The sequence below is a fragment of the Mitsuokella apri genome, assembly GCF_047974105.1.
Classification (GTDB): domain Bacteria; phylum Bacillota; class Negativicutes; order Selenomonadales; family Selenomonadaceae; genus Mitsuokella.
Map to the genome: position 1 here is coordinate 44,105 of NZ_JBHYRS010000009.1, position 20,171 is coordinate 64,275.

Here is a 20,171-nt window from a genome sequence, read left to right on the forward strand (position 1 = left end):
ACAATGACTCCCCTCTAATGTACTTTTGTACTTTCCCAAGGCCGCCTTAGCGGCACTTGAAAATCAGTTCGCAGCTTCTGCTTCTTTCTTGAGTTGCTCAAAAATCTCGTGGACCGACATAATCTTGTCGATGCGAGGCATATATTCCCCCGTGAAGACAAGTCCCGTTTCCACATCGCCCTGCTGTGCGCGAATCAGCGCGCGGATGATGCAGAAATTATGCTTGCAGGCCTTAAGGCACGCATCGCAGGTCTTCGGCGGTACAGGGCCTTCAAGGACTCTGGCCGAGAACGGCGTGCGCACAGCACGGCCCGGCAGGCCGACAGGACTGTGAATGACGACGATATCTTCCGGTTTCGATTTCAAATAGTATTCCTTAAGGGCCGGTGCTGCATTCGATTCCTCAGAAGCGGCAAAACGCGAACCCATCTGGACGCCCGCTGCGCCCATCTTTATCAAATCAACGATGTCCTGGCCATGGAGGACGCCGCCGGCCGCAATGACCGGGATTTTGACAGCCGCGCTGACATCTGAGATAAGGTCACGTACAGACGTGTTCGTGCCCAGATGACCGCCGGCTTCCTTGCCCTCGAGTACAATAGCTGCTGCGCCAAGACGCTCTGATATTTTCGCTAATTTTACAGAAGAAACGATCGGAACAATCGGAGTTCCGGATTCCTTGCCAAGGCCAAACATATCACGTGAAAAGCCTGCACCTGCTACAACGAGATCGATGCCTTCATCGATGGCCGTCTTGACAATGCCTGCAAAGTCACGGGCTGCAACCATGATGTTGATGCCGATGATACCAGATGTGAGCGAACGTGCGAGCCTGATTTCATAACGCAGTTCGTCGTGGCTCATACCTGATGCAGCAATGAGGCCGATACCGCCCTCGTTCGCAACAGCTGCAGCCAGACGGGCCGTTGACAAGCGGATTGCCATACCACCCTGCTGGATTGGTACGCGTGCAATCTTGTTGCCAATCTTAAGCTCTGGAAGTTTCAATGTTACTCCTCCAATCATTTTACCTCTTAAGAAAATCCCGCGAAGGAACTTCACGGGATTCTCAAAAGGTAAGACGCTCAATCTTATTTGTCCTTGTGCTGGTCAATGTAGGTAACTACATCCTGAACGGTCTTGATCTTCTCAGCAGCCTCATCCGGAATCTCAATGTTGAATTCCTCTTCGAAAGCCATGATCAGCTCAACGATATCCAGGGAATCAGCGCCCAAATCATCGATGAAGGTAGAATCGATTGCGACCTCGTCCGGCTCAACGCCAAGCTGCTCAACAACGATATCTCTAACTTTTTCAAAAGTCGACATGAAGTTTCACCTCCTTAAATTAGTATCCTATATAGTTATATCACATAACCATGCCGCCGTCTACATTAACGACCTGACCGGTGATATAAGATGCACAGTCTGATACGAGGAAAAGTACGGCATTTGCTACATCTTCCGGACGTCCCATCTTTTTCATCGGGATTTCCTGAACCATAGCCTCTTTGACTTTATCCGGCAGGACAGCCGTCATATCCGTATCGATAAAGCCCGGTGCGACCATATTGACCGTGACACCGCGGGCAGCGAGCTCCTTGGCTGCGGATTTCGAAAAGCCGAGCACGCCGGCCTTAGAAGCCGCATAGTTCGTCTGTCCGGCATTGCCGATGAGTCCGACAACCGAGCTCATATTGACGATGCGGCCGCTGCGCTTCTTCATCATGATCTTGGCTGCTGCCTTCGTGCAGTAGAACACGCCCTTGAGGTTCGTATCAATGACAGCTTCAAAATCTTCGTCCTTCATGCGCAGAAGCAGTCCGTCACGCGTGATGCCCGCATTGTTGACGAGAATATCAATCGTGCCAAATGCTTCGATGACCTTGGCAAACATCGCTTCAACAGCAGCGGCATCTGCTACATTGGCCTGCACGAGGATGGCCTCGCCGCCATTTTCCTCAATCTTGCTCTTGACTTCCTCAGCGGCCTTCTGATTGCCGGCAAAATTAATGGCAATCTTTGCGCCCTCAGACGCCAGGCGGAGAGCAATGGCACGGCCGATGCCGCGCGATGCCCCCGTTACCAGAGCAACCTTTCCATCTAAAAGCATATTAGCGAACCTCCTTCAAATAGTCAAGCGTTTTTTGCAGACTTTCCAGATTTTCGACATTGAGGCTCTTGAGCGAGCGGTCAATGCGGCGGTTGAAACCGCAGAGCGTTCTGCCAGGGCCAGCCTCGACAAAGGTATCGGCGCCAAATTCCTTCATCGTATTGACGCAGGCAATCCAGCGGACCGGATGGTCAGCCTGTGCCACAAGATTCTGCTTGATTTCTTCTGCACTCGTCTCCAGTTTGCCCGTATAATTTGAAACGACAGGGAAAGCAGCATCGCGGATTTCGACTTGATCAAGTTCAGCGGCCAGTTTTTCAGCTGCCGGCTTCATCAGTGTCGAATGGAATGGTGCCGAGACAGGCAGAACAACAGCTTTTTTCGCACCTGCGGCCTTGAGTTCCTCTACAGCCTTCTCAACGCCCTTTGTCGTGCCGGCAATGACCGTCTGACCTGGGCAGTTGAAATTAACCGGCTGTACATCGCCGGCTTCCTTCGCCGCTTTTTCGCAGGCAGCGGCAATCGTCTCGTCGTCAAGACCGATAATGGCAGCCATGCCGCCCTCACCTACAGGCACTGCCTCCTGCATGTACTGGCCGCGTTTATGGACGAGTACGACGGCATCGCGGAACGAAAGGACACCAGCTGCGACAAGAGCCGAATATTCACCGAGGCTGTGACCGCCGGCAACATCTGGCTGTATGCCATGTTCCTTGAGAATCTCATTGACAACGACACTGACCGTCAGGATTGCCGGCTGCGTGTTGGCCGTGAGCTTCAGGTCATCAGCCGGCCCTTCAAAGCACATATCCTTGATGGAATAGCCGAGTGCCTCATCCGCTTCAGCAAAAATTTTTTTGGCAGCATCATATTTGTCGAAGAGATCTTTGCCCATGCCAACAGCCTGAGCACCCTGACCTGGAAATACGAATGCGAGTTTATTCACGTTGCACTACCCCCCTGATTGTTTTTCTTCTATATATTGACAAACGCATCTGTGTTACAGAATAGCAGAATGATTTCTATTATAATATGAGATTATTTACAGTCGTCCTGAATAGTCTGGATGACGCCCGGCAGGCCATTCACAATATCTTCGATGATCGTCTTGACCGGCTTGATGTCATTGAGCATGCCAGAGATCTCGCCGATCATGACGGAGCCGTTCTCGACATCGCCCTCGTGCGTAGCACGGTGCAGGGAGCCCACACCGAGCTTCTCGAGTTCTTCTGCCGGTGCCCCTGCTGCTTCCATTTCCTGATATTTGCGCGTGAGCTTGTTGTGGAGCACGCGTGCCGGATGACCGAGCGTACGGCCCGTAACAACCGTCGAACGGTCTTTGGCCTTGAGGACCATCTTCTTGTAGTTCGGATGCGCGATGCATTCCTCGCTCATGACAAAGCGCGAGCCCATCTGAACGGCCTGTGCGCCGAGGGCAAAAGCCGCTGCCATGCCGCGCGAATCGGCAATGCCGCCAGCGCCAATGACCGGCACATCGACAGCATCGACAATCTGCGGCACGAGTGCCATCGTCGTGATTTCACCGATATGACCGCCCGACTCCGTGCCCTCTGCGATGACGGCATCAACGCCGCCCCGCACGAGACGTTTTGCGAGAGCCACAGAGGCAACGACAGGAATGACTTTCGTGCCAATCTCTTTAAGAGCCGGCACATACTCGCCCGGATTGCCTGCACCGGTCGTGACGACCGGTACCTTCTCCTCGAGTACGACCTGCATGACTTCCTTGACATACGGGCTCATGAGCATGACATTGACACCAAACGGCTTATCCGTCCAGCCCTTGCATTTCTGGATTTCAGCGCGCAGAATTTCAGGCGGCATATGACCGGCACCAATGATGCCGAGGCCTCCGGCATTCGAAACAGCCGAAGCAAGTTCAGCCGTGCCAATCCATGCCATACCGCCCTGGAAAATCGGATACTTTATGTTGAGTAATTTACAGATTGCATTGTTTTCAAACATCAGATTAGTCCTCCTTAGCCCATTTCATGATGCAGGATGCCCAGGTAAGTCCGGCACCAAAGCCGGCAAGGGCAACGAGATCGCCTTTCTTGAAACGGTGCGCATGCGCCGCTTCCGCCAGGGCAACCGGTATGGACGCCGCTGACATATTGCCATATTTTTCGATATTGACGATGATTTTCTCAGCTGGCAGTTCCAGGCGCTTAGCTGCCGCATCCAGGATGCGCGTATTGGCCTGATGCGGTACGAGCCAATCCAAGTCCTTCTTGGAAAAGCCCGCCTTTGCCAGCGATTTTTCTACCGTCTCTCCAAGGATTCTGACAGCAAAGCGGAACACAGCCCGACCGTCCATATGGATGCAGTTCTCATGTGCCAGGAGCGCTTCAGCCGTCAAAGGCTGCAGGCTGCCGCCTGCCGGAATCTCGAGCAGGTCGCCGCCGGCACCGTCGCTGCCAAGGTCAAAGCCCTGCAGGCCAAGGCCTGTTTCCACAGGACCGAATACCGCAGCTCCTGCACCATCTCCAAACAGGATGCAGGTGCTGCGGTCTGTCCAGTCAATCACCTTGGACAAAGCCTCAGCCCCGACCACCAGGACATGGCGGTAAGCGCCCGTTTCAATGAACTGGCAGGCCACCGCGGCCGCATAAGCAAAGCCGGAGCAGGCAGCAGATAAATCAAAAGCCCCTGCCCGCAAGGCGCCAAGACGGTCCTGAAGGATGCAGGCAGCCGCAGGAATGACACGGTCCGGCGTCATCGTTGCGACTATGATAAGATCCAGATCTGACGAACTTATGCCAGCATCTTTAAGAGCCATGCGCGCGGCACGTTCTGCCAGATCCGATGCCGGCTGGCCCTCTGCCGCCACATGGCGCTCATGAATGCCCGTGCGCTCTACAATCCATTCATTATTCGTGTCGACCATTTTTTCAAGGTCCGCATTGGTAATGATTTTCTCCGGCACATACCAGCCTGTTCCGAGAATACCAGCGCTATTTCTTTTCTCCATCATGCGTCAGTATATCCTCCTTCGCAAGTGTATCACGGATATGCGACAAAACGTCCCCCCGGACATAATCATTTGCCACACCGATTGCACTGCAAATGGACTTGGCATTGGACGAACCATGGCTGATGATGCAGCAGCCATTGACACCTAAGAGCGGTGCGCCGCCATATTCCGTTACATCAAGACGCTTGGCGAGCTTCTTGAGTGTTGGCGTCAGCAGCAGGGCGCCAAGCTTGGCAAGAATGCCGCCGCCTTTGACAGCCTCCTTGATAAGCTTCAGGATTGTCTTCGCCAGTCCCTCTGCAAATTTTAGCACAACATTGCCAACAAATCCATCACAAATTACGACGTCAAAATTTCCCTTCGGCACATCGCGTCCTTCGGCATTGCCGCAGAAATTGATCGTATGCATATTTTTGAGCAGTGCGTAAGTCGCCTTCGCCTGTTCATTGCCTTTCGTCTCTTCCTCGCCGATATTGAGAAGTCCGACGCGCGGGTTCTTTATTTTAAAGACATATTCAGCATAAATCGAGCCCATGATGCCGCTTTGTACGAGATGTTCCGGCTTGGAATCCACATTGGCCCCGGAATCGAGCAGAAGCGTGACGCCCTTTGGCGTCGGCATTGGCGTAGCAATCGTCGGACGCCCAATGCCCTTGATGCGCCGCAGGATGAGCTGAGCTGCTGTCACGGCCGCCCCGGTGCTGCCTGCAGAAAGTACGGCGTCACAAATGCCATCCTTGACGAGACGCGTCGCCACTACAATCGAAGCATCCTTTTTCGTCCTTACGGCATCTGCGGGATGTTCCCCCATCTCAATGACCTGTGAAGCATGCTGGATCGTAATGCCGAGATTTTCCCAGCCCTTCTCTTTGGAAAGGACCTCGCGGATTTTTTTCTCGTCGCCAACCAGTACGATTTCACAATGATATTTTTTAGCGGCGCGAACCGCACCAAAAACAATTTCAAGCGGTGCATAGTCACCGCCCATGGCATCTACTGCAATTTTCATGCCGGAATTCCCCCTCACTCCTCTCCCCACGAAACCATGATGAATTTCGCACGGAATACTTCCTGCGTATCGTTGCGGGTCTTGACCCAGACAAAATACTTATTGCCGCGAACCCTGACAATTTCCGCCTTAGCAATGAGTTTCTCCCCAACGTGTACAGGCACCTTGTATTTAACATTTGCTACGCCGGTGACTGCCATCGGGGCATCGATGATGGCCAACGCCAGGGAATTTGCCTGTGAGAACATATAATAGCCCTTGGCAATCTTTGTTTTGGCAAAGACCATATCATCCGTGATGCGCAGCAGGGAGATGCCGGAATGACCGAGCTCAAGATCGATGAGTTCGCCAACCACATCACCGCTTTCTATGGATTTGACTTTGTGCTGGGCGCTCTCCGCCATTTTGCGGATACGTCCGCGAAGTTCCGGTATGCCAAGTTCCAAACGGTCCAGACGAATCGTCTGGACGCTGACAGAAAGTTTCTGTGCGAGTTCTTCATCCGTCAGGAACGGCTTTTCCTTGACTTGCTGCAGCAAAATCTGCTGACGTTCTTTTTTCTTGACCCGTGCCATCCTCTCATCTCCTTTCTAAAAGTTTAGTACCTGATATTACAACCTTATATCAGGATTTATTATACGGTGTTTGTACTAAAAATGCAAGTCTTGCCGCAGTGCTTGGGCAAGACCGCAAAAAAGAATAAGCAGGACATACGTCCTGCTTATATTGCTTTTAGATTATTCAGCTGCCTTAACAACCTCTTTGCCATCATAATAGCCGCATTCCGGGCATACATGATGAGGCATCTTCGGTTCATGGCACTGCGGGCAGGCTACGAAGCCAGGAGCCTCGAGCTTCCAGTTGGCACGGCGCTGGTCACGGCGTGCTTTCGAAGTTTTGCGCTTTGGTACTGCCATTTCGGGGTACACCTCCTTACGAGTTCATTTCTTATTTTTCGCTAATAATTCCTGCAAGGCGGCCATGCGCGGGTCCGGTACAAACCGGTCGCAGCCGCAGTCCCCTTTGTTCAGGTCTGCCCCGCATACAGGACAGAGCCCTTTGCAGTCGGGCTTGCAGAGTTTGCTGAGCGGCTGAGCCGCCAGAACGGTGTCACGGACAAGGTCCGTGAGATCGATAAGATCGCCATCAAAAAGATTCGTATCCTCATCGGCCGCCATATCTCCCCTGCGGCGGAACTCCTCAGAAAAAGGATGTTCCTGTGCTTCCTCACAGGGAGCCAGGCAGCGGTCACATACAAAAGATTTCGTACAGCGAATGACGCCTTCCGCGCGCCAGCAGGTTCCCGTGTTGACGATATGCCCTTCGATACGCAAAGGTCCTACAAAGGCATAATCGTCCGCAACGGCACCGATGGCTTCGGCAGTCGTCGTGAACGCAAACGGAATCTCCTGCATGAGGTCCGCATTCGATTCAGCAATGTTTATTTTCATATCAGCATCAACCTCAATTCATTATAGCGATGTGCCCATTCCTTTGTCAAGTCTTGTCAAGGAAAACTACTTGCCACGCAGGGTCCCTCTCCCCTTTCAAAACGTACAAACGGGTTTAAAGGACACGCTGGATATGAATGGCCAGCAGCGTGATTTCCGCAGGTGCCACAGGCAGCCTGAGATACTCTCCCAGATAAGCGCAGATCTCTGCAGCTAATTCATAGGACTTAGGATACATCTTGCGCACATACTCATCCATCTGCAGGGGCACATTCTCCTGCGCGCGGATGCGCAGAATCATATAGCAGATATGGCTGATCAGACGCGTATACTTGAGTTCGGTGCGCCGAAGTGTACAGCCCAAATTTTTTTCAATGCGTTCAATGCAGGCAGCTGCCAAGCGAATATTCGTCAGACTGTCCCCCGCTTTCTGCTCGCTGATGCCGGCATGAATGTGCAGGGAAAGATAGCCTGCTTCCTCTGGCGGCAGTTCTTCGCCGCTTTCCCGGCGTATCGCTGCCAGCCCCTTTTCTGCCACACGGTATTCATCGGGGAACATCACCATAATATCGTGCTGCAGGGGATTCGGCAGACGGATGCCGCGCCTTTTTCGCTCCAGGGCCATGGCAATGTGGTCTGCCATGGGCAGCAGGATGTCATCAGTCATTTCCGGAAAGACGTTGCGAGCCTCCTCCAGCACATCCGCAGCCAGTTCCAAAGCATGCGGGTCAATACCATTGACAGCCTGCAGGGCACTGCGCTTATCATTGTTGTCAAGACGATAAATCTTAGCCGCAGGAATATTTTCCAAGCGTTCTCCGCTCTTCCTGCCAAAACCAATGCCCTTGCCGAGCAGAATGACCTCCTGCCCTTCCCCCGTAAGGGCCAGCAGGCCATTATTATTGAGTGGCTTGATGACGCGAAACATAAAAAACCCCCTTATATGATGCTATCATTATAACCTATTTAGATGGTTATTTGCTATAGCCTTATAAGGAGATTTTTTAACGCATTAAGTTATAACGATAGTTTTTGTTTGAACCAAACCTTAGAACTTAGCAACTTCGTCAAGAGCCTTGACTTCGCCATTCTTTGCCATCGTCACGGACTGGCCTTCCTGCAGGCCCGTGAAAATCACGAGGCAGGCGTCGGACTTCGCATGTTCTTTGATATAAGCATCATCGAAATGCATGAGCTTATCGCCCTTTTTGACTTTCTGACCAGCTTCGACAAAGACCTCAAAGCCCTTGCCGCCGAGATTGACGGTATCAATGCCGATGTGCAGTAGGTATTCCGTGCCATCTGCAGCTTTCATGCCGATGGCATGCTTCGTATCGAAGACGAAGACGACTTCGCCGTCAGCCGGTGCATAGACATTTTCTTCTGTCGGATAGACAAAGAAGCCATCGCCCATCATCTTGCTCGCAAAAGCTTCATCCGGAGCTTCCGTAATCGGGTGGACATCGCCGGCTACCGGACTGCATAGAATATGCGTGGCAGCCGCTTTAGGAGCTTCTTTTTTCGGCTCTTCCGTTTTTGCCTCAGGTTTTGCTTCTTCGGCAGGAGCCTCGAGTTCAGGCTCGACATCCGGCGCCGTCTCAAGATACGTCTCAAGATTGGCCTTGATAACAGCGACCTGCGGACCATAGATGACCTGAACGCCCGTGCCCTTGATGATGACGCCTACGGCACCCGTTGCCTTGAGGATTTTTTCATTGACGAGCGAAGAATCGGCTACCGAGCAGCGCAGACGCGTTGCACAGCAGTCAACGGACGTGATATTGCGCTTGCTGCCGAGACCGCGCGCAATCATCGAGCTCTTGGCGTCTTCGACGGCCTGTGCAGAAGAAGCGCCGCCTGCGCCCTTTTTCGCCTGATAATCGGCCTTTGTGTAGAGTTTCGTCTCCTCGTCGTCGTCCTCACGGCCCGGCGTCTTAAAGTCGAATTTCTTGATCATCCAAGTGAAGATGAAGTAATAGAGGAAGAAATAGATGATGCCGACGGGGATGATGTACATCCAGTTCGTCTTGGCTTCACCCTGCAGGATACCGAAAATGAAGAGGTCCAGAAGACCGCCCGAGAACGTCAGGCCCACGGCGATGTTGAGCATATGCGCAATCATGTAAGCTGCGCCGGCCAAAATGACCTGGACACCGAAGAGTGCCGGTGCCACGAACAGGAAGGAAAATTCAATCGGCTCCGTGATACCCGTGAGCATCGAGGTCAGGGCTGCGGAAAGCAGCAGGCCCTTAGCAGCCGTCTTCTTCGACGGCTTCGCACAGCGGTACATGGCGAGAGCTGCACCCGGCAGACCGAAGATCATGAAAATGAATTCACCGGAGAAATAACGCGTGGCGTCCGCGCTGAAATGCGTGACATTCGGCGAAGCGAGCTGGGCAAAGAAGATATTCTGACCGCCCTGAACGAGCTGGCCGTCGATCATCATCGAACCGCCGACGCCTGTCTGCCAGAACGGCAGATAAAAGACGTGATGCAGGCCAAACGGAATCAAAGCACGTTTGATGATACCGAAAATCAGCGTGCCGATGTAGCCCGTGCCCGTGACGAGGCTGCCGAGGGCAAAAATACCATCCTGAGCAAGCGGCCAGATGAAAAAGAGCGCGATACCAACAAAGAGGTAAACAACGGTCGAGATAATCGGCACAAAGCGCGAACCGCCGAAAAACGACAGGGCGTTTGGCAGTACAATTTTATGGAACTTATTGTGCAGATAAGCTACGCCAATGCCGACGATGATGCCGCCGAAAACGCCCATCTGATACGACATGATGCCGCAGGAGCTCGCAATTGTACCTTCGAGCACTCCCGGTGCAATCGAGCCGTCCGGCAGAATTTGGCCGTTAAGCTTGAGCATTGCATTGCAGGCACTGTGCATGACGAAGAAAGAGATCATGGCAGCAAGAGCCGCGACCTCACGCTCAGCCTTAGCCATACCGATGGCAACGCCGACTGCAAAAATAATCGGCAGATTGCCAAAGATCGTATTGCCCGCACTGGCCATGATGGTCAAAAGACCGCCAAGAATCGTACCATCGCCAAAAATGGCCTCAAGCCCATACGTCTTGATTGTCGTCGGGTTCGTGAACGAAGCGCCGATGCCGAGCAAAATACCGGCAATCGGCAGTACTGCAACGGGCAGCATGAAGCTGCGGCCAACGCGCTGCAATACGCTGAAGATTTCGTCTTTCATGAAGACCGTCCTTTCCTTCTTCGGTTGCTGCGGTTATCCAGACAAAAAAGGCATCAGCAAAAAGCCATTGACAAAAATTCATCCAGCAAAGCCAGATGTGAATTTTTGTTGCTTTTCGCTGATGCCTGCCTATCCAGTAACACGCGAACCTTATGTTACAACATATTCTTGTTTCAACAAGTTGTATTATACTGCAGGGAAATCGCGTTGTAAAGTACTTTTTTCGATTTTGCTGCTCTTATTTATCATATGTAATCGTTTCCACAGCCATTCTGGCCGCCCGTTCGACTGTTTTAAGCGGAATACCGTTCTCCCTTGCCAGACGGCAGCAGTCCTCATATTCCGGCTTGACGTTGACGAGTTTTCCCTGCCAGTACGCCAGTTTGCAGGAAACAGAACCATACGGCGTATCGGCCTTCCGGAAGCATCGCTGTGCCTCGGGGCGTTCCGCGAGAGCGATGACGCGCAGGCCGATGCTCGTCGTTTCCCGCATGAGAATATTGATACAGGAATTTTTTTCTGCAGTCCGGCACAGCACAGAAAGTTTCTGTGCCGGACGCGACTTTTTCATGAGAATTGGCGTCACCCAGACATCCAAAGCACCTGCAGCAAATAATTTTTCGTACAGATAGCCATAAACCTGCGGGCTCATATCATCGATATTCGTTTCAAGCTGAAAAAAATCCGTGCCTTTTCGGCCCGCATTCTCCTCAAAATCGCCGAGGTAGAGTCTCAGCACATTGGGGATTGTAAGGTCCCAGGTTCCTGCTCCATAAGCAATATGTTCCGCGGTAAAGCCATCCGGCAGATTTTCAGCATATTCAGCCTGACTGCGCAGTACAGCAGCTCCTGTCGGCGTCGTCAGTTCCCTTGCATCTCCCGCATGATACGTCGGCCAGCCGAGCAAAAGTTCCGCTACGGCCGGTGCCGGCACCGGCATCAGGCCATGCGCGCAGTGTACAAATCCCGAGCCCGTGTTGACTTTTGAGGCAAATACACGCTCAATGCCAAGATAATCGAGACAGACGGCCGTCCCCACGATATCAAGGATTGAATCCACCGCTCCGACTTCGTGAAAAGCCACTTCATCCGCGGGACGTCCATGCACCTTGCCCTCTGCCTCAGCCAGTTTCTCAAAAATGGCCAGACTTTTATCCTTGACGGACTGTTTGAGCGTGGAATCCGTCAGCATCTGACGGATGACGGCCATCGTGCGGTGGGCATGATGATGTTCATGCCCATGATGCTCATGATGTTCGTGATGCTCCTGTCCCTGCAGCAGTGCAACATCTACATAAACAGCATCTATGCCATTTTTCTTGACCGTCTGGATTTTCATATCGTAAGAATTGCCAAGCGGCAGCTTCCGGAGTTCTTCGCGAAGATGTGCTTCCGGCACACCGGCCTGCAAAAAGGCACCGAGCAGCATATTGCCGCTGATGCCGGCAAAACAATCGAGATAAATCGCTTTCATTATCTTATATCCTCAAATCATATCTTCGAAGTAACATCCTATCATCAGCGCAGATGATTGATCTTGCTCGCGAGCACGCCTGCACCAAAGCCATTGTCAATATTGACGACCGAAATTCCCGCTGCGCAGCTGCTGAGCATCGCAAGAAGGGCTGTCACGCCATGAAAAGCCGCACCATAGCCCACACTCGTCGGTACGGCAATGACAGGTTTATCTGTCAGACCGCCAACGACGCTCGCAAGGGCTCCTTCCATGCCGGCGATGACGATGATGACATTGGCTTCATCGATATCCTTTTTATGGGCAAAGAGCCTGTGGATGCCGGCCACACCGCAGTCATAATGGGTCTTGACCGCATTGCCCCAGAGATAAGCCGTGAGCCTTGCTTCTTCCGCAACGGGAATATCGCTCGTCCCTGCTGTCAGAATCAGGATGGTGTGATGGGGATCGCGCCTGACAGGGCGTTCGATATAAATGATGCGCGCCATCTCATCATAGCGGGCCTCTGCGATATCTTCATGAACAAAGTCAAACATCTCGCGGCTGGCACGCGTGGCCATGATGCTTCCCTGACTGTTTTCCTGCAGGGATTTCATAATGAAGAGCAGCTGCTCTTTTGTCTTGCCCTCCGCGAAAATGACCTCCGGAAAGCCCTGACGGCGTTCACGGCTGTGGTCGATCTCGGCAAAGCCGACATCCTCAAAAGAACCTTTATGCAGCTCTTGAAGAGCCTGCTCCGAAGATATTCTTCCTTCTTTATATTGCTGCAGAATATCCATAAGCTCTGCATCGGTCATAGAATCCTTTCACATCCTTTCCATTCATCTCTTCATCTCTGCGGTTTTATCCGCATTTCCCGTCAAAACGGGCCTATGATGACGGCTTCATCATAGGCCCTGCTTTTATTCCTGCCCGGCTGACTGCTGTTCTTCCTTTGGCTCAGCCGGTGCCGGCTGTGTCTGCTGCGGCTGCGGCTGAGGCTGATTGAGTCCTGCCTTCGCCTGCTGCAGGACACTCAGGGCCTGCTGCAGTCCATTCGTAACCTGCTGAACTCCGCTGGCAGCCTGCTGCACGCCATTCTGTGCCTGCTGTATGCCCTCAAATGTTTTGGAGACATGTGCGATGAGCTGTTCAAAGACCTGATTGGCGTAGATATCCGCATTGTCCTGAAGCTCTTTGGCCCGCGCTTCGGCCTTCTCCACCATTTCCTGTTCCCTCTGCTGCGTTTCCTGAAGAATTTCCTTGCCGCGCTGCTTGGCCTGCAGGACGATTTCATCGTGCTCGACCATCTGACGCGCCTGTGCCTGCGCATCTTTGCGGATGTTCTCTGCATCGCGCTTGGCATCTTCGTAAATCTCATCGCGTTTTTTCATGATGAGCTCGGCCTTCTCCAGTTCCTTCGGCAGATCGTTGCGCAGTTCTTCTACATAATGAACAAGGTCATTGTCATTGATGAGAATATGTCCCGTAAAGGGGAAAGTTTTAGCCGTGGCCACCATGTTCTCAATTCTATCTAAAGTCTCGCGTACTCCCATACTCCGCTTACTCCCTTTCTTTTCCTGAAATCTTTACAGCCTCTTCCACACAGGGCGGCACAAGGCCATGTATATCACCATGGAAACGAATGAGTTCCCTGATGCCAGAAGAACTCACAAACGAATATTCCGGCCGTGTCAAAAGGAATACCGTATCAATATCGGGTTCCAGATGGCGAATCATATAAGCCTCATTCTGCTCATATTCAAGGTCTTTTATGGAACGCACGCCGCGCACGATGATATGCGCATCATGTTCCTTCATATATTCTGTAATGAGACCGGAAAAAGAGTCGACCCTGACATTAGGCAGATGGCTTGTCGCCTCGCGCAGGAAACGCACGCGTTCTTCGACCGGAAAGAACGCCTTTTTATTTATATTGTGGAACACGCAGATGATGACCTCATCAAACATCATACTGGCCCTGGCAAAAATGTCGATATGACCAGTCGTCACGGGATCAAAGCTGCCTGAACACACAGCACGTCTCATAAATCATCCTCCTCGAGATACGCCTTCCACTGAAAGAAGCTGAGCTGGGTCGTATGGCCATAGCGGCGGTTCAGCACACAGCAAAGCTTAGAAAGCTCCGGCATGTCATTTTCATCAGCACCATGCTCCACGACAAGGATGCCATCATGAGCCAGTACCTGACTCTCTTCCAAAAAGGCAAGTACCCTCTGAAAAAGTCCTTTATGGTAAGGGGGATCACAGAAAATCAAATCAAAAGAACGACTGCCATGCGAAAGATGCGCAAGCTCTGCAAAGACATCGCCGCCATGCACCTCCGCTTTGTCCAGCAAATGCGCATGGGCCGCATTCTCCTTGATGAGCGCGGCCGTCGCCTGGTCTGCAAAGCAGGCAGCCGCAGCACCGCGCGACAGCGCCTCAAGGCCAAGATTCCCCGTGCCGGCAAAAAGGTCCAGCACATGACGCCCGACCACCTTCTGCCCCAGGATATTGAACAGTGATTCCTTAATACGGTCAGAGGTCGGCCGCGTCGTCTGACCTTTCGGGGTCTTTAAACGACAGCCGCGCGCCGAGCCCGTAATGATTCTCATAGTTTCCACTCCAAATCCAAATGCCTATAAACAGCTTCATTCTATCATATTTTCTCGTTTTCGTGAACCTTTAATTAATGCTATAATAAAGCAGAACCACGGACAGTCTGCAACTGCTGCCCGCTTCTTTACAGCAATTCCAGCATGATGGGAACATCATGCATGTAGCCTTAGGAGAAATTTTGTGAACCGATTCTTACCGAAACGCAGTCTCTTGATTCTCATCCTCGTGCCCTGCCTTGCACTGCTGCTCTGGAACCTGCATCAAATGCAGCATCCGGCCGGCACGCCGGTGTCCCCTCAGGAAACCATATCGCATCATGTCATCCTGATTCCGCTTGACGGCAGGCCCCCCTGCCGTCAGTTTGTCATCGATGCCGGACGCATCGGCGGCACAGAAGTTTTGACACCGCCGCATGAACTGCAGGATTATTACTCGCAGCCCGGCGATACAAAAGCCATGAAAAGCTGGCTCTCCTCCGAAATTGGGCACGCCGATGCTGTTATTCTCTCCATTGACCAGCTGCTTTACGGCGGCCTTCTGACCGCGCGTGAAAAACAGGCCTCAGAGGAAGATGTGAACGAGCTCCTCACCTATCTTCAGGAACTTCATGAAGATCATCCAGATGTACCGATTTACGCCTTCAGCATCCTGCCGCGCCTGACACCGCAAGATACGATTGACGGCTATAATGAACGGCGCGATATCATGGCCTACTCAAGGCTTGTGGGCCGTCAGGCCGCAGGGCTTTCCGTCGACGAGGAAAAAATTGCTTCCCTGAAAGCAAAGATTCCGCCCGCAAGTCTTGAACGCTATCTCGCACATTTTCGGGAAAATGCTGCTTTAAACGAACGACTGATGGACCTCACGCACGACGGCACGCTGACACGCCTCGTGCTCGGGCAGGACGATGGGGAAGAATACGGCATCCCCAATATCGAAAAATTTGCCCTGCAGGGCTATATTAAGGACCTCGGTCTCTCGGAAAAGCAGGTCTTTCTGACACATGGAGCCGATGAAATCGCCCTTTCCCTGCTCGCTGCCTGGCACAATGAACAGACTGGCTATATTCCCAAGGTTTTCGTGCAGTATAATGACGCCCATGCCGAAGACCGCGTTATGCCATACATGGCCGTGCCGACCGGCATCTGCACAGAAGAAAAAATACGCCTGACAGGCGGCGAGCAGGTTGCATCCCCTGAGGAAGCCGACTTCACTCTGCTCGTATCGACAAACGATGCCGATGAAAACACCTTGGACAGCCGTGCAGAATGTGTGCAGCTGCTGAAAGAAAACATCGAAAAAGGCCAGCCAACTGCCCTCGTCGACCTCAGCAAACATTTTACGGGCGAGGAAACTGTACTGCCCCAGCTCATTGCCAGTGATTTTCCCCTGAACCGCCTGCTCGCCTACGCCGGCTGGAACACCACGAGCAATTCCCTCGGCACGGCCATCGCACAGGCCTGCCTTTACCGCTCTTCCCTGCCTGCTGTGACAAACGAGGAAGAAGCCATCGGCCTTGCCGCCCCGCAGGTTCGCTTTCTCGAAAACCGCATTCTCGAAGACTATTTCTATCTCAAAGAAGATATCGATACAATCAACAGCACACTGAAAAAAGCCGGCTATGTCAATACGGCAGACCTTGACCTCGAGCGCAATTACCGTTGGGCCAACCTCATGCTGCGCACGTCTATGACGCGCCATCTGCTTGTTTACCGTCAAACAGCGGCATTCCGTGCTCCCTTCCCGATTGACACTCCCGCTGGAACCATTTGGCTGCAGCTGCATGACTTGCAGGCTGATATGAGTTTTCCATGGCCGCGCACCTTTGAAATCTACCTCGAGACCACGCCATTCCTGGAAAAACTTTCTTCGTCACCGGCTCAGGCCCAGTCCTATTAAAAGGATATATTCTTATATGTTACATGCAAAATGGCTGCTCTAAAAGAGCAGCCATTTTTGTAAAAACAGACAAAGAGGAAACCGTATCCTCAAAGGTAAATCTCACAGTCGTCTTCGACTTTCTTGCAGTTTTTGCGCACGCGCTGCATGACTTCCTGTGGGTCTTCACCGAGTTCAAACTCCACTTTCATCTCCTGCATCATGAAATTGACCACGGCATTTTGAACCCCTGCCGTATTTTTCGCTGCAGACTCCATGAGATTGGCGCAGTTTGCACAGTCCACATCAATTTTATACGAACGGGCAGCCTGATTCGGTGCATTAGAAGCACCTTCCATATATTTCTTTTCTGCAGGCAGTTCCATATGTTCTTTTTTATCAGCTTTTGGCAGGGACTCTATGCGGCCGCCGACAAAGAGCGCGCGCATGGCGTTGAGAACCGCGAGAATCATGACCCCGACATCGGCGAAAATAGCAGCCCACATCGAAGCAAGGCCAATGGCACCGAGCACGAGTACGATGGCTTTGACGCCAATTGCGAAAACAATGTTCTGATGAACGATGCCCATCGTCTTTTTCGCAATGCGCTTTGCCGCAGCAATTTTCAGCGGGTCATCGTCCATGAGGACGATATCAGCAGCCTCAATGGCTGCATCCGAGCCCATTGCCCCCATGGCAATGCCGACATCTGCCCGCGAAAGGACCGGTGCATCATTGATGCCGTCGCCGACAAAGGCGAGTTTGCGGCCATCCTTCTCCTTCTGCAGCAGCGCTTCGACTTTTTCTACCTTATCCTGCGGCAAAAGTCCGCTGTAAACATCATCGAGTTTCAGCTCCGCAGCAACCTGCTCAGCCACGGCTTTCGTATCGCCGGTCAGCATGACCGTTTTCTTTACACCCGTACGGTGAAGGGCCTCAATCGCCTCAGCAGAATGTTCTTTGACAACGTCCGATACCACAATATGGCCTGCATACTCGCCGTCAATGGCCACATGGACAATCGTACCGGACTTTTCACACGGATGCCAGGCAGCACCGACATCCTGCATCAGTTTTTCATTGCCGACATAGATGACCTGTCCATTGACATGGGCACGCACGCCGCGTCCGGCAATTTCTTCCACATCCTCGACTTTGCAGTCATCAGCCTCATGCTGATAGGCATTGCGCAGCGAAGCAGCGATGGGATGCGTCGAGAAGCGTTCAACATGGGCTGCCAGATGCAAGAGTTCCTGCGGATTGATTTTCTCCGGATGAATGGCCGTGACTTCAAAAACACCCTTGGTAAGAGTACCCGTCTTATCGAATACAACCGTGTCCACCTTGGAAAGTGTTTCCAGATAATTGGAACCTTTGATGAGCACGCCCGTGCGGCTTGCTCCGCCAATGCCGGCAAAGAACGACAGCGGAATGCTGATGACGAGTGCACAAGGGCAGCTGATGACGAGGAAAGTCAGCGCGCGGTATATCCACGTTCCCCATTCCGGTGCCATGCCCATGGCAGCAATGCGCACCAGCGGAGGTACCACGGCCAAAATGGCAGCTGCAAGCACGACAATTGGCGTATAGACACGTGCAAACTTGGCAATGAAATGTTCGGACTTTGATTTGCGGGAACTTGCCTCCTCAACGAGCCTCAAAATTTTAGAGGCTGTTGATTCTGCAAAGGCCTTTGTCGTCCGGATATGCAAAAGACCGCTCGTATTGATGCAGCCGCTGATGACTTCATCGCCCTTTCCCACCTTGCGCGGCAGGCTTTCACCCGTGAGTGCCACGGTATTCAGGGTAGAAGTACCTTCGGCAATCACGCCATCGATTGGGATTTTTTCTCCCGGCTTGACGAGAATGACCGAGCCAACTGCCACACTGTCCGGCTGAACTCTTTGCCACTTTTCATCCGCTCCTACGAGATTTGCGTAATCCGGACGGATATCCATGAGTTCCGAAATATTGCGGCGGCTGCGCCCGACCGCATACGACTGGAACCATTCGCCCACCTGATAGAAGAGCATGACGGCAATTCCCTCGGTATAATCGCCGTCTTCATAAAGCGCCAGTGCCATGGCACCAATCGTCGCCACAGCCATGAGCAGACACTCGTCAAACGGCTGACGGCGCCAGATGCCCTTGCCTGCCTTGACGAGGATATCGCCGCCCACAATCAGGTAAGGAACAAGATATGCCAAAAAGCGCCTCATACCAGAAAGCGGCAGATAGGCCAGCAGCACCATGAGGAGCGCTGTCGCTATAATGCGAATAAGATTTTTCTTTTGTCTGGGATTCATATTTCCACTCTCCTTACAAACATATGAACAATGGTTCATTTGTTAATTTCATTATAGCAATCAAGAAGTGAAAAAGCAATAGAAAATTGGGATTCTGCTGTCTCAGAAAATACAACCACACTATGCAATATTTTTTTTAGGAGAATACTTGACAAAAAAAGGATTCATCCGTATAATATATAAATGTCGAAAGACACAGGGGTATCGCCAAGTTGGTAAGGCACGGGTCTCTGAATCCCGCATGCGTTGGTTCGAGTCCAGCTACCCCTGCCATATGAATATTCAGCCAGTCTTTAAGGGCTGGCTTTTTTGCTGTTCAAAATATTTTTTAGGAAAATCTCAACAAACAAAAAGGGCAGGCATCGTTTTGCACGATGCCTGCCCTTTGCTGCATGAATTTATTTTGTTTTTTTCTTATCGCCTTTTTTGCTGCTGTTGGCATTTTTGCTGGTCTTCGCATTTTTGCTGTTCTTGACCTGTTTTTTGTCAACGTCCTTGAGCGTCGTAATGCCCTTCTGGAAAGCAGCGAGGGAACTTGCGCGCAAATCCGGATTATCGATAAGCTCTACGCCATAGCGATTGCCCTTCGGCGTGCGGAAGAAGGCTACTGCCATCTGCGTATCGGCCTTGGCCACACCGTCAATTTTGCCGTCGCCATCTTCATCGACCTCGACTTCTTTGGCCGTCACGGCGTAGATGGCCTTATTCTTGGCATCGAGATTCACGAGCATGATGCCCTCATAGCCATTGCTGCCCATAATGCCCGAAAGAAGCTTTTCCGCATCGGCCGGCTTGAGTTTGTTGAGATCCGGCACGCTCTTGTTATCAAAGGCATTCGTCAGCACAACCCACGCGTATTTGATATTGTACTCTTCATTATCGAAAATCAGCACCTCGCCCGTGCGGTCTTCATAAAGAAGGCTGGCTGGGATAACACCGACCGGTTTCTGAGGACACTGGATGGAAAACCCATACTGCTGACTCGTATACGTATACGGAAGGGATACTTCGACAGGAGCCTGTGTGCTCTCAGCTGAAGTCTGTTCAGCCGCAAAGGCCGGCACAGCCGGCGCCAGCAGCAAAGATGCACCAAGGGCTGCTGCTGCCATATAAGAATAGAAACGCATAATAAAG

Annotated in this window: 20 protein-coding genes, 1 tRNA gene and 1 pseudogene; 2 read left to right on the forward strand and 20 right to left on the reverse strand. The window is 52.1% G+C overall.

All coding sequences use genetic code 11. The features are described 5' to 3' along the window. Positions 1-63 precede the first annotated feature (63 nt). The 17 genes from ACE419_RS10535 to rsmD form a co-directional block, all read right to left on the reverse strand. Complete coding sequence (locus ACE419_RS10535; RefSeq protein WP_432646684.1) at positions 64-1,008, reverse strand: NAD(P)H-dependent flavin oxidoreductase; 945 nt, start codon at positions 1,006-1,008, stop codon at positions 64-66. Positions 1,009-1,091: 83 nt separating this feature from the next. Continuing rightward, on the reverse strand, positions 1,092-1,328 hold the full coding sequence (locus ACE419_RS10540) for an acyl carrier protein (RefSeq protein WP_005842646.1): 237 nt from the start codon (positions 1,326-1,328) through the stop codon (positions 1,092-1,094). A gap of 40 nt (positions 1,329-1,368) precedes the next feature. Beyond that, a complete protein-coding gene (gene fabG, locus ACE419_RS10545; RefSeq protein ID WP_435721983.1) occupies positions 1,369-2,112 on the reverse strand; it encodes a 3-oxoacyl-[acyl-carrier-protein] reductase in 744 nt (247 codons plus the stop codon). A gap of 1 nt (position 2,113) precedes the next feature. Continuing rightward, a complete protein-coding gene (gene fabD / locus ACE419_RS10550) occupies positions 2,114-3,058 on the reverse strand; it encodes an ACP S-malonyltransferase (protein WP_432646682.1) in 945 nt (314 codons plus the stop codon). 92 nt (positions 3,059-3,150) lie between these two features. Beyond that, positions 3,151-4,098, reverse strand: a complete 948-nt coding sequence (gene fabK / locus ACE419_RS10555) for an enoyl-[acyl-carrier-protein] reductase FabK (protein ID WP_432646681.1) — start codon at positions 4,096-4,098, stop codon at positions 3,151-3,153. A gap of 4 nt (positions 4,099-4,102) precedes the next feature. Continuing rightward, a complete protein-coding gene (locus tag ACE419_RS10560; RefSeq protein ID WP_432646680.1) occupies positions 4,103-5,107 on the reverse strand; it encodes a beta-ketoacyl-ACP synthase III in 1,005 nt (334 codons plus the stop codon). Beyond that, a complete protein-coding gene (gene plsX / locus ACE419_RS10565; protein WP_432646679.1) occupies positions 5,088-6,116 on the reverse strand; it encodes a phosphate acyltransferase PlsX in 1,029 nt (342 codons plus the stop codon). The genes ACE419_RS10560 and plsX overlap by 20 nt, the downstream gene beginning before the upstream one ends. A 14-nt stretch (positions 6,117-6,130) precedes the next feature. Continuing rightward, positions 6,131-6,691, reverse strand: a complete 561-nt coding sequence (gene fapR / locus ACE419_RS10570) for a transcription factor FapR (protein ID WP_432646678.1) — start codon at positions 6,689-6,691, stop codon at positions 6,131-6,133. A gap of 162 nt (positions 6,692-6,853) precedes the next feature. After that, entirely contained in the window at positions 6,854-7,033 is a 180-nt protein-coding gene (rpmF, locus tag ACE419_RS10575) for a 50S ribosomal protein L32 (RefSeq protein WP_005842638.1), read from the reverse strand. 24 nt (positions 7,034-7,057) lie between these two features. Continuing rightward, on the reverse strand, positions 7,058-7,567 hold the full coding sequence (locus ACE419_RS10580; protein WP_435721984.1) for a YceD family protein: 510 nt from the start codon (positions 7,565-7,567) through the stop codon (positions 7,058-7,060). Positions 7,568-7,682: 115 nt separating this feature from the next. Continuing rightward, complete coding sequence (locus ACE419_RS10585) at positions 7,683-8,495, reverse strand: PRD domain-containing protein (protein ID WP_435721985.1); 813 nt, start codon at positions 8,493-8,495, stop codon at positions 7,683-7,685. Positions 8,496-8,615: 120 nt separating this feature from the next. Continuing rightward, positions 8,616-10,778 (reverse strand): PTS sugar transporter subunit IIABC, encoded by a 2,163-nt coding sequence (locus ACE419_RS10590; protein ID WP_435721986.1) that lies wholly within the window; start codon positions 10,776-10,778, stop codon positions 8,616-8,618. A 238-nt stretch (positions 10,779-11,016) separates the two neighbouring features. After that, entirely contained in the window at positions 11,017-12,252 is a 1,236-nt protein-coding gene (larC, locus tag ACE419_RS10595) for a nickel pincer cofactor biosynthesis protein LarC (RefSeq protein ID WP_435721987.1), read from the reverse strand. Positions 12,253-12,296: 44 nt separating this feature from the next. Continuing rightward, on the reverse strand, positions 12,297-13,049 hold the full coding sequence (gene larB / locus ACE419_RS10600; protein WP_435721988.1) for a nickel pincer cofactor biosynthesis protein LarB: 753 nt from the start codon (positions 13,047-13,049) through the stop codon (positions 12,297-12,299). 105 nt (positions 13,050-13,154) lie between these two features. Beyond that, the gene (locus tag ACE419_RS10605; protein WP_435721989.1) at positions 13,155-13,787 is read right to left on the reverse strand and encodes an ATPase; all 633 of its coding nucleotides are present in this window, start codon (positions 13,785-13,787) and stop codon (positions 13,155-13,157) included. A 7-nt stretch (positions 13,788-13,794) separates the two neighbouring features. Next, positions 13,795-14,280 (reverse strand): pantetheine-phosphate adenylyltransferase, encoded by a 486-nt coding sequence (gene coaD / locus ACE419_RS10610; RefSeq protein WP_432648329.1) that lies wholly within the window; start codon positions 14,278-14,280, stop codon positions 13,795-13,797. Then, positions 14,277-14,849 carry a 16S rRNA (guanine(966)-N(2))-methyltransferase RsmD gene (gene rsmD, locus ACE419_RS10615; protein ID WP_435721990.1) on the reverse strand — a complete coding sequence of 191 codons (573 nt, stop codon included), beginning with the start codon at positions 14,847-14,849 and terminating at the stop codon, positions 14,277-14,279. The genes coaD and rsmD overlap by 4 nt, the downstream gene beginning before the upstream one ends. Before the next feature lie 184 nt (positions 14,850-15,033). Between rsmD and ACE419_RS10620 the strand changes: the two genes are divergently transcribed. Then, positions 15,034-16,752 carry a DUF4127 family protein gene (locus ACE419_RS10620; RefSeq protein WP_435721991.1) on the forward strand — a complete coding sequence of 573 codons (1,719 nt, stop codon included), beginning with the start codon at positions 15,034-15,036 and terminating at the stop codon, positions 16,750-16,752. A gap of 89 nt (positions 16,753-16,841) precedes the next feature. Here the strand turns inward: ACE419_RS10620 and ACE419_RS11655 are convergent, their stop codons facing one another. Both ACE419_RS11655 and ACE419_RS10625 read right to left on the reverse strand, forming a co-directional pair. Beyond that, the gene (locus ACE419_RS11655) at positions 16,842-17,180 is read right to left on the reverse strand and encodes a cation transporter (protein WP_503128875.1); all 339 of its coding nucleotides are present in this window, start codon (positions 17,178-17,180) and stop codon (positions 16,842-16,844) included. Further along, positions 17,163-19,037: pseudogene (locus ACE419_RS10625) on the reverse strand (heavy metal translocating P-type ATPase); the annotation flags it as partial. The gene ACE419_RS11655 and the pseudogene ACE419_RS10625, both read right to left, overlap by 18 nt. A 197-nt stretch (positions 19,038-19,234) precedes the next feature. Here ACE419_RS10625 and ACE419_RS10630 point away from each other — a divergent pair. Beyond that, positions 19,235-19,310: transfer RNA gene (locus ACE419_RS10630), tRNA-Gln, on the forward strand. 125 nt (positions 19,311-19,435) lie between these two features. On the opposite strand, the gene ACE419_RS10635 is transcribed toward ACE419_RS10630, so the two are convergent. After that, on the reverse strand, positions 19,436-20,164 hold the full coding sequence (locus tag ACE419_RS10635) for a hypothetical protein (RefSeq protein WP_435721992.1): 729 nt from the start codon (positions 20,162-20,164) through the stop codon (positions 19,436-19,438). Positions 20,165-20,171 lie beyond the last annotated feature (7 nt).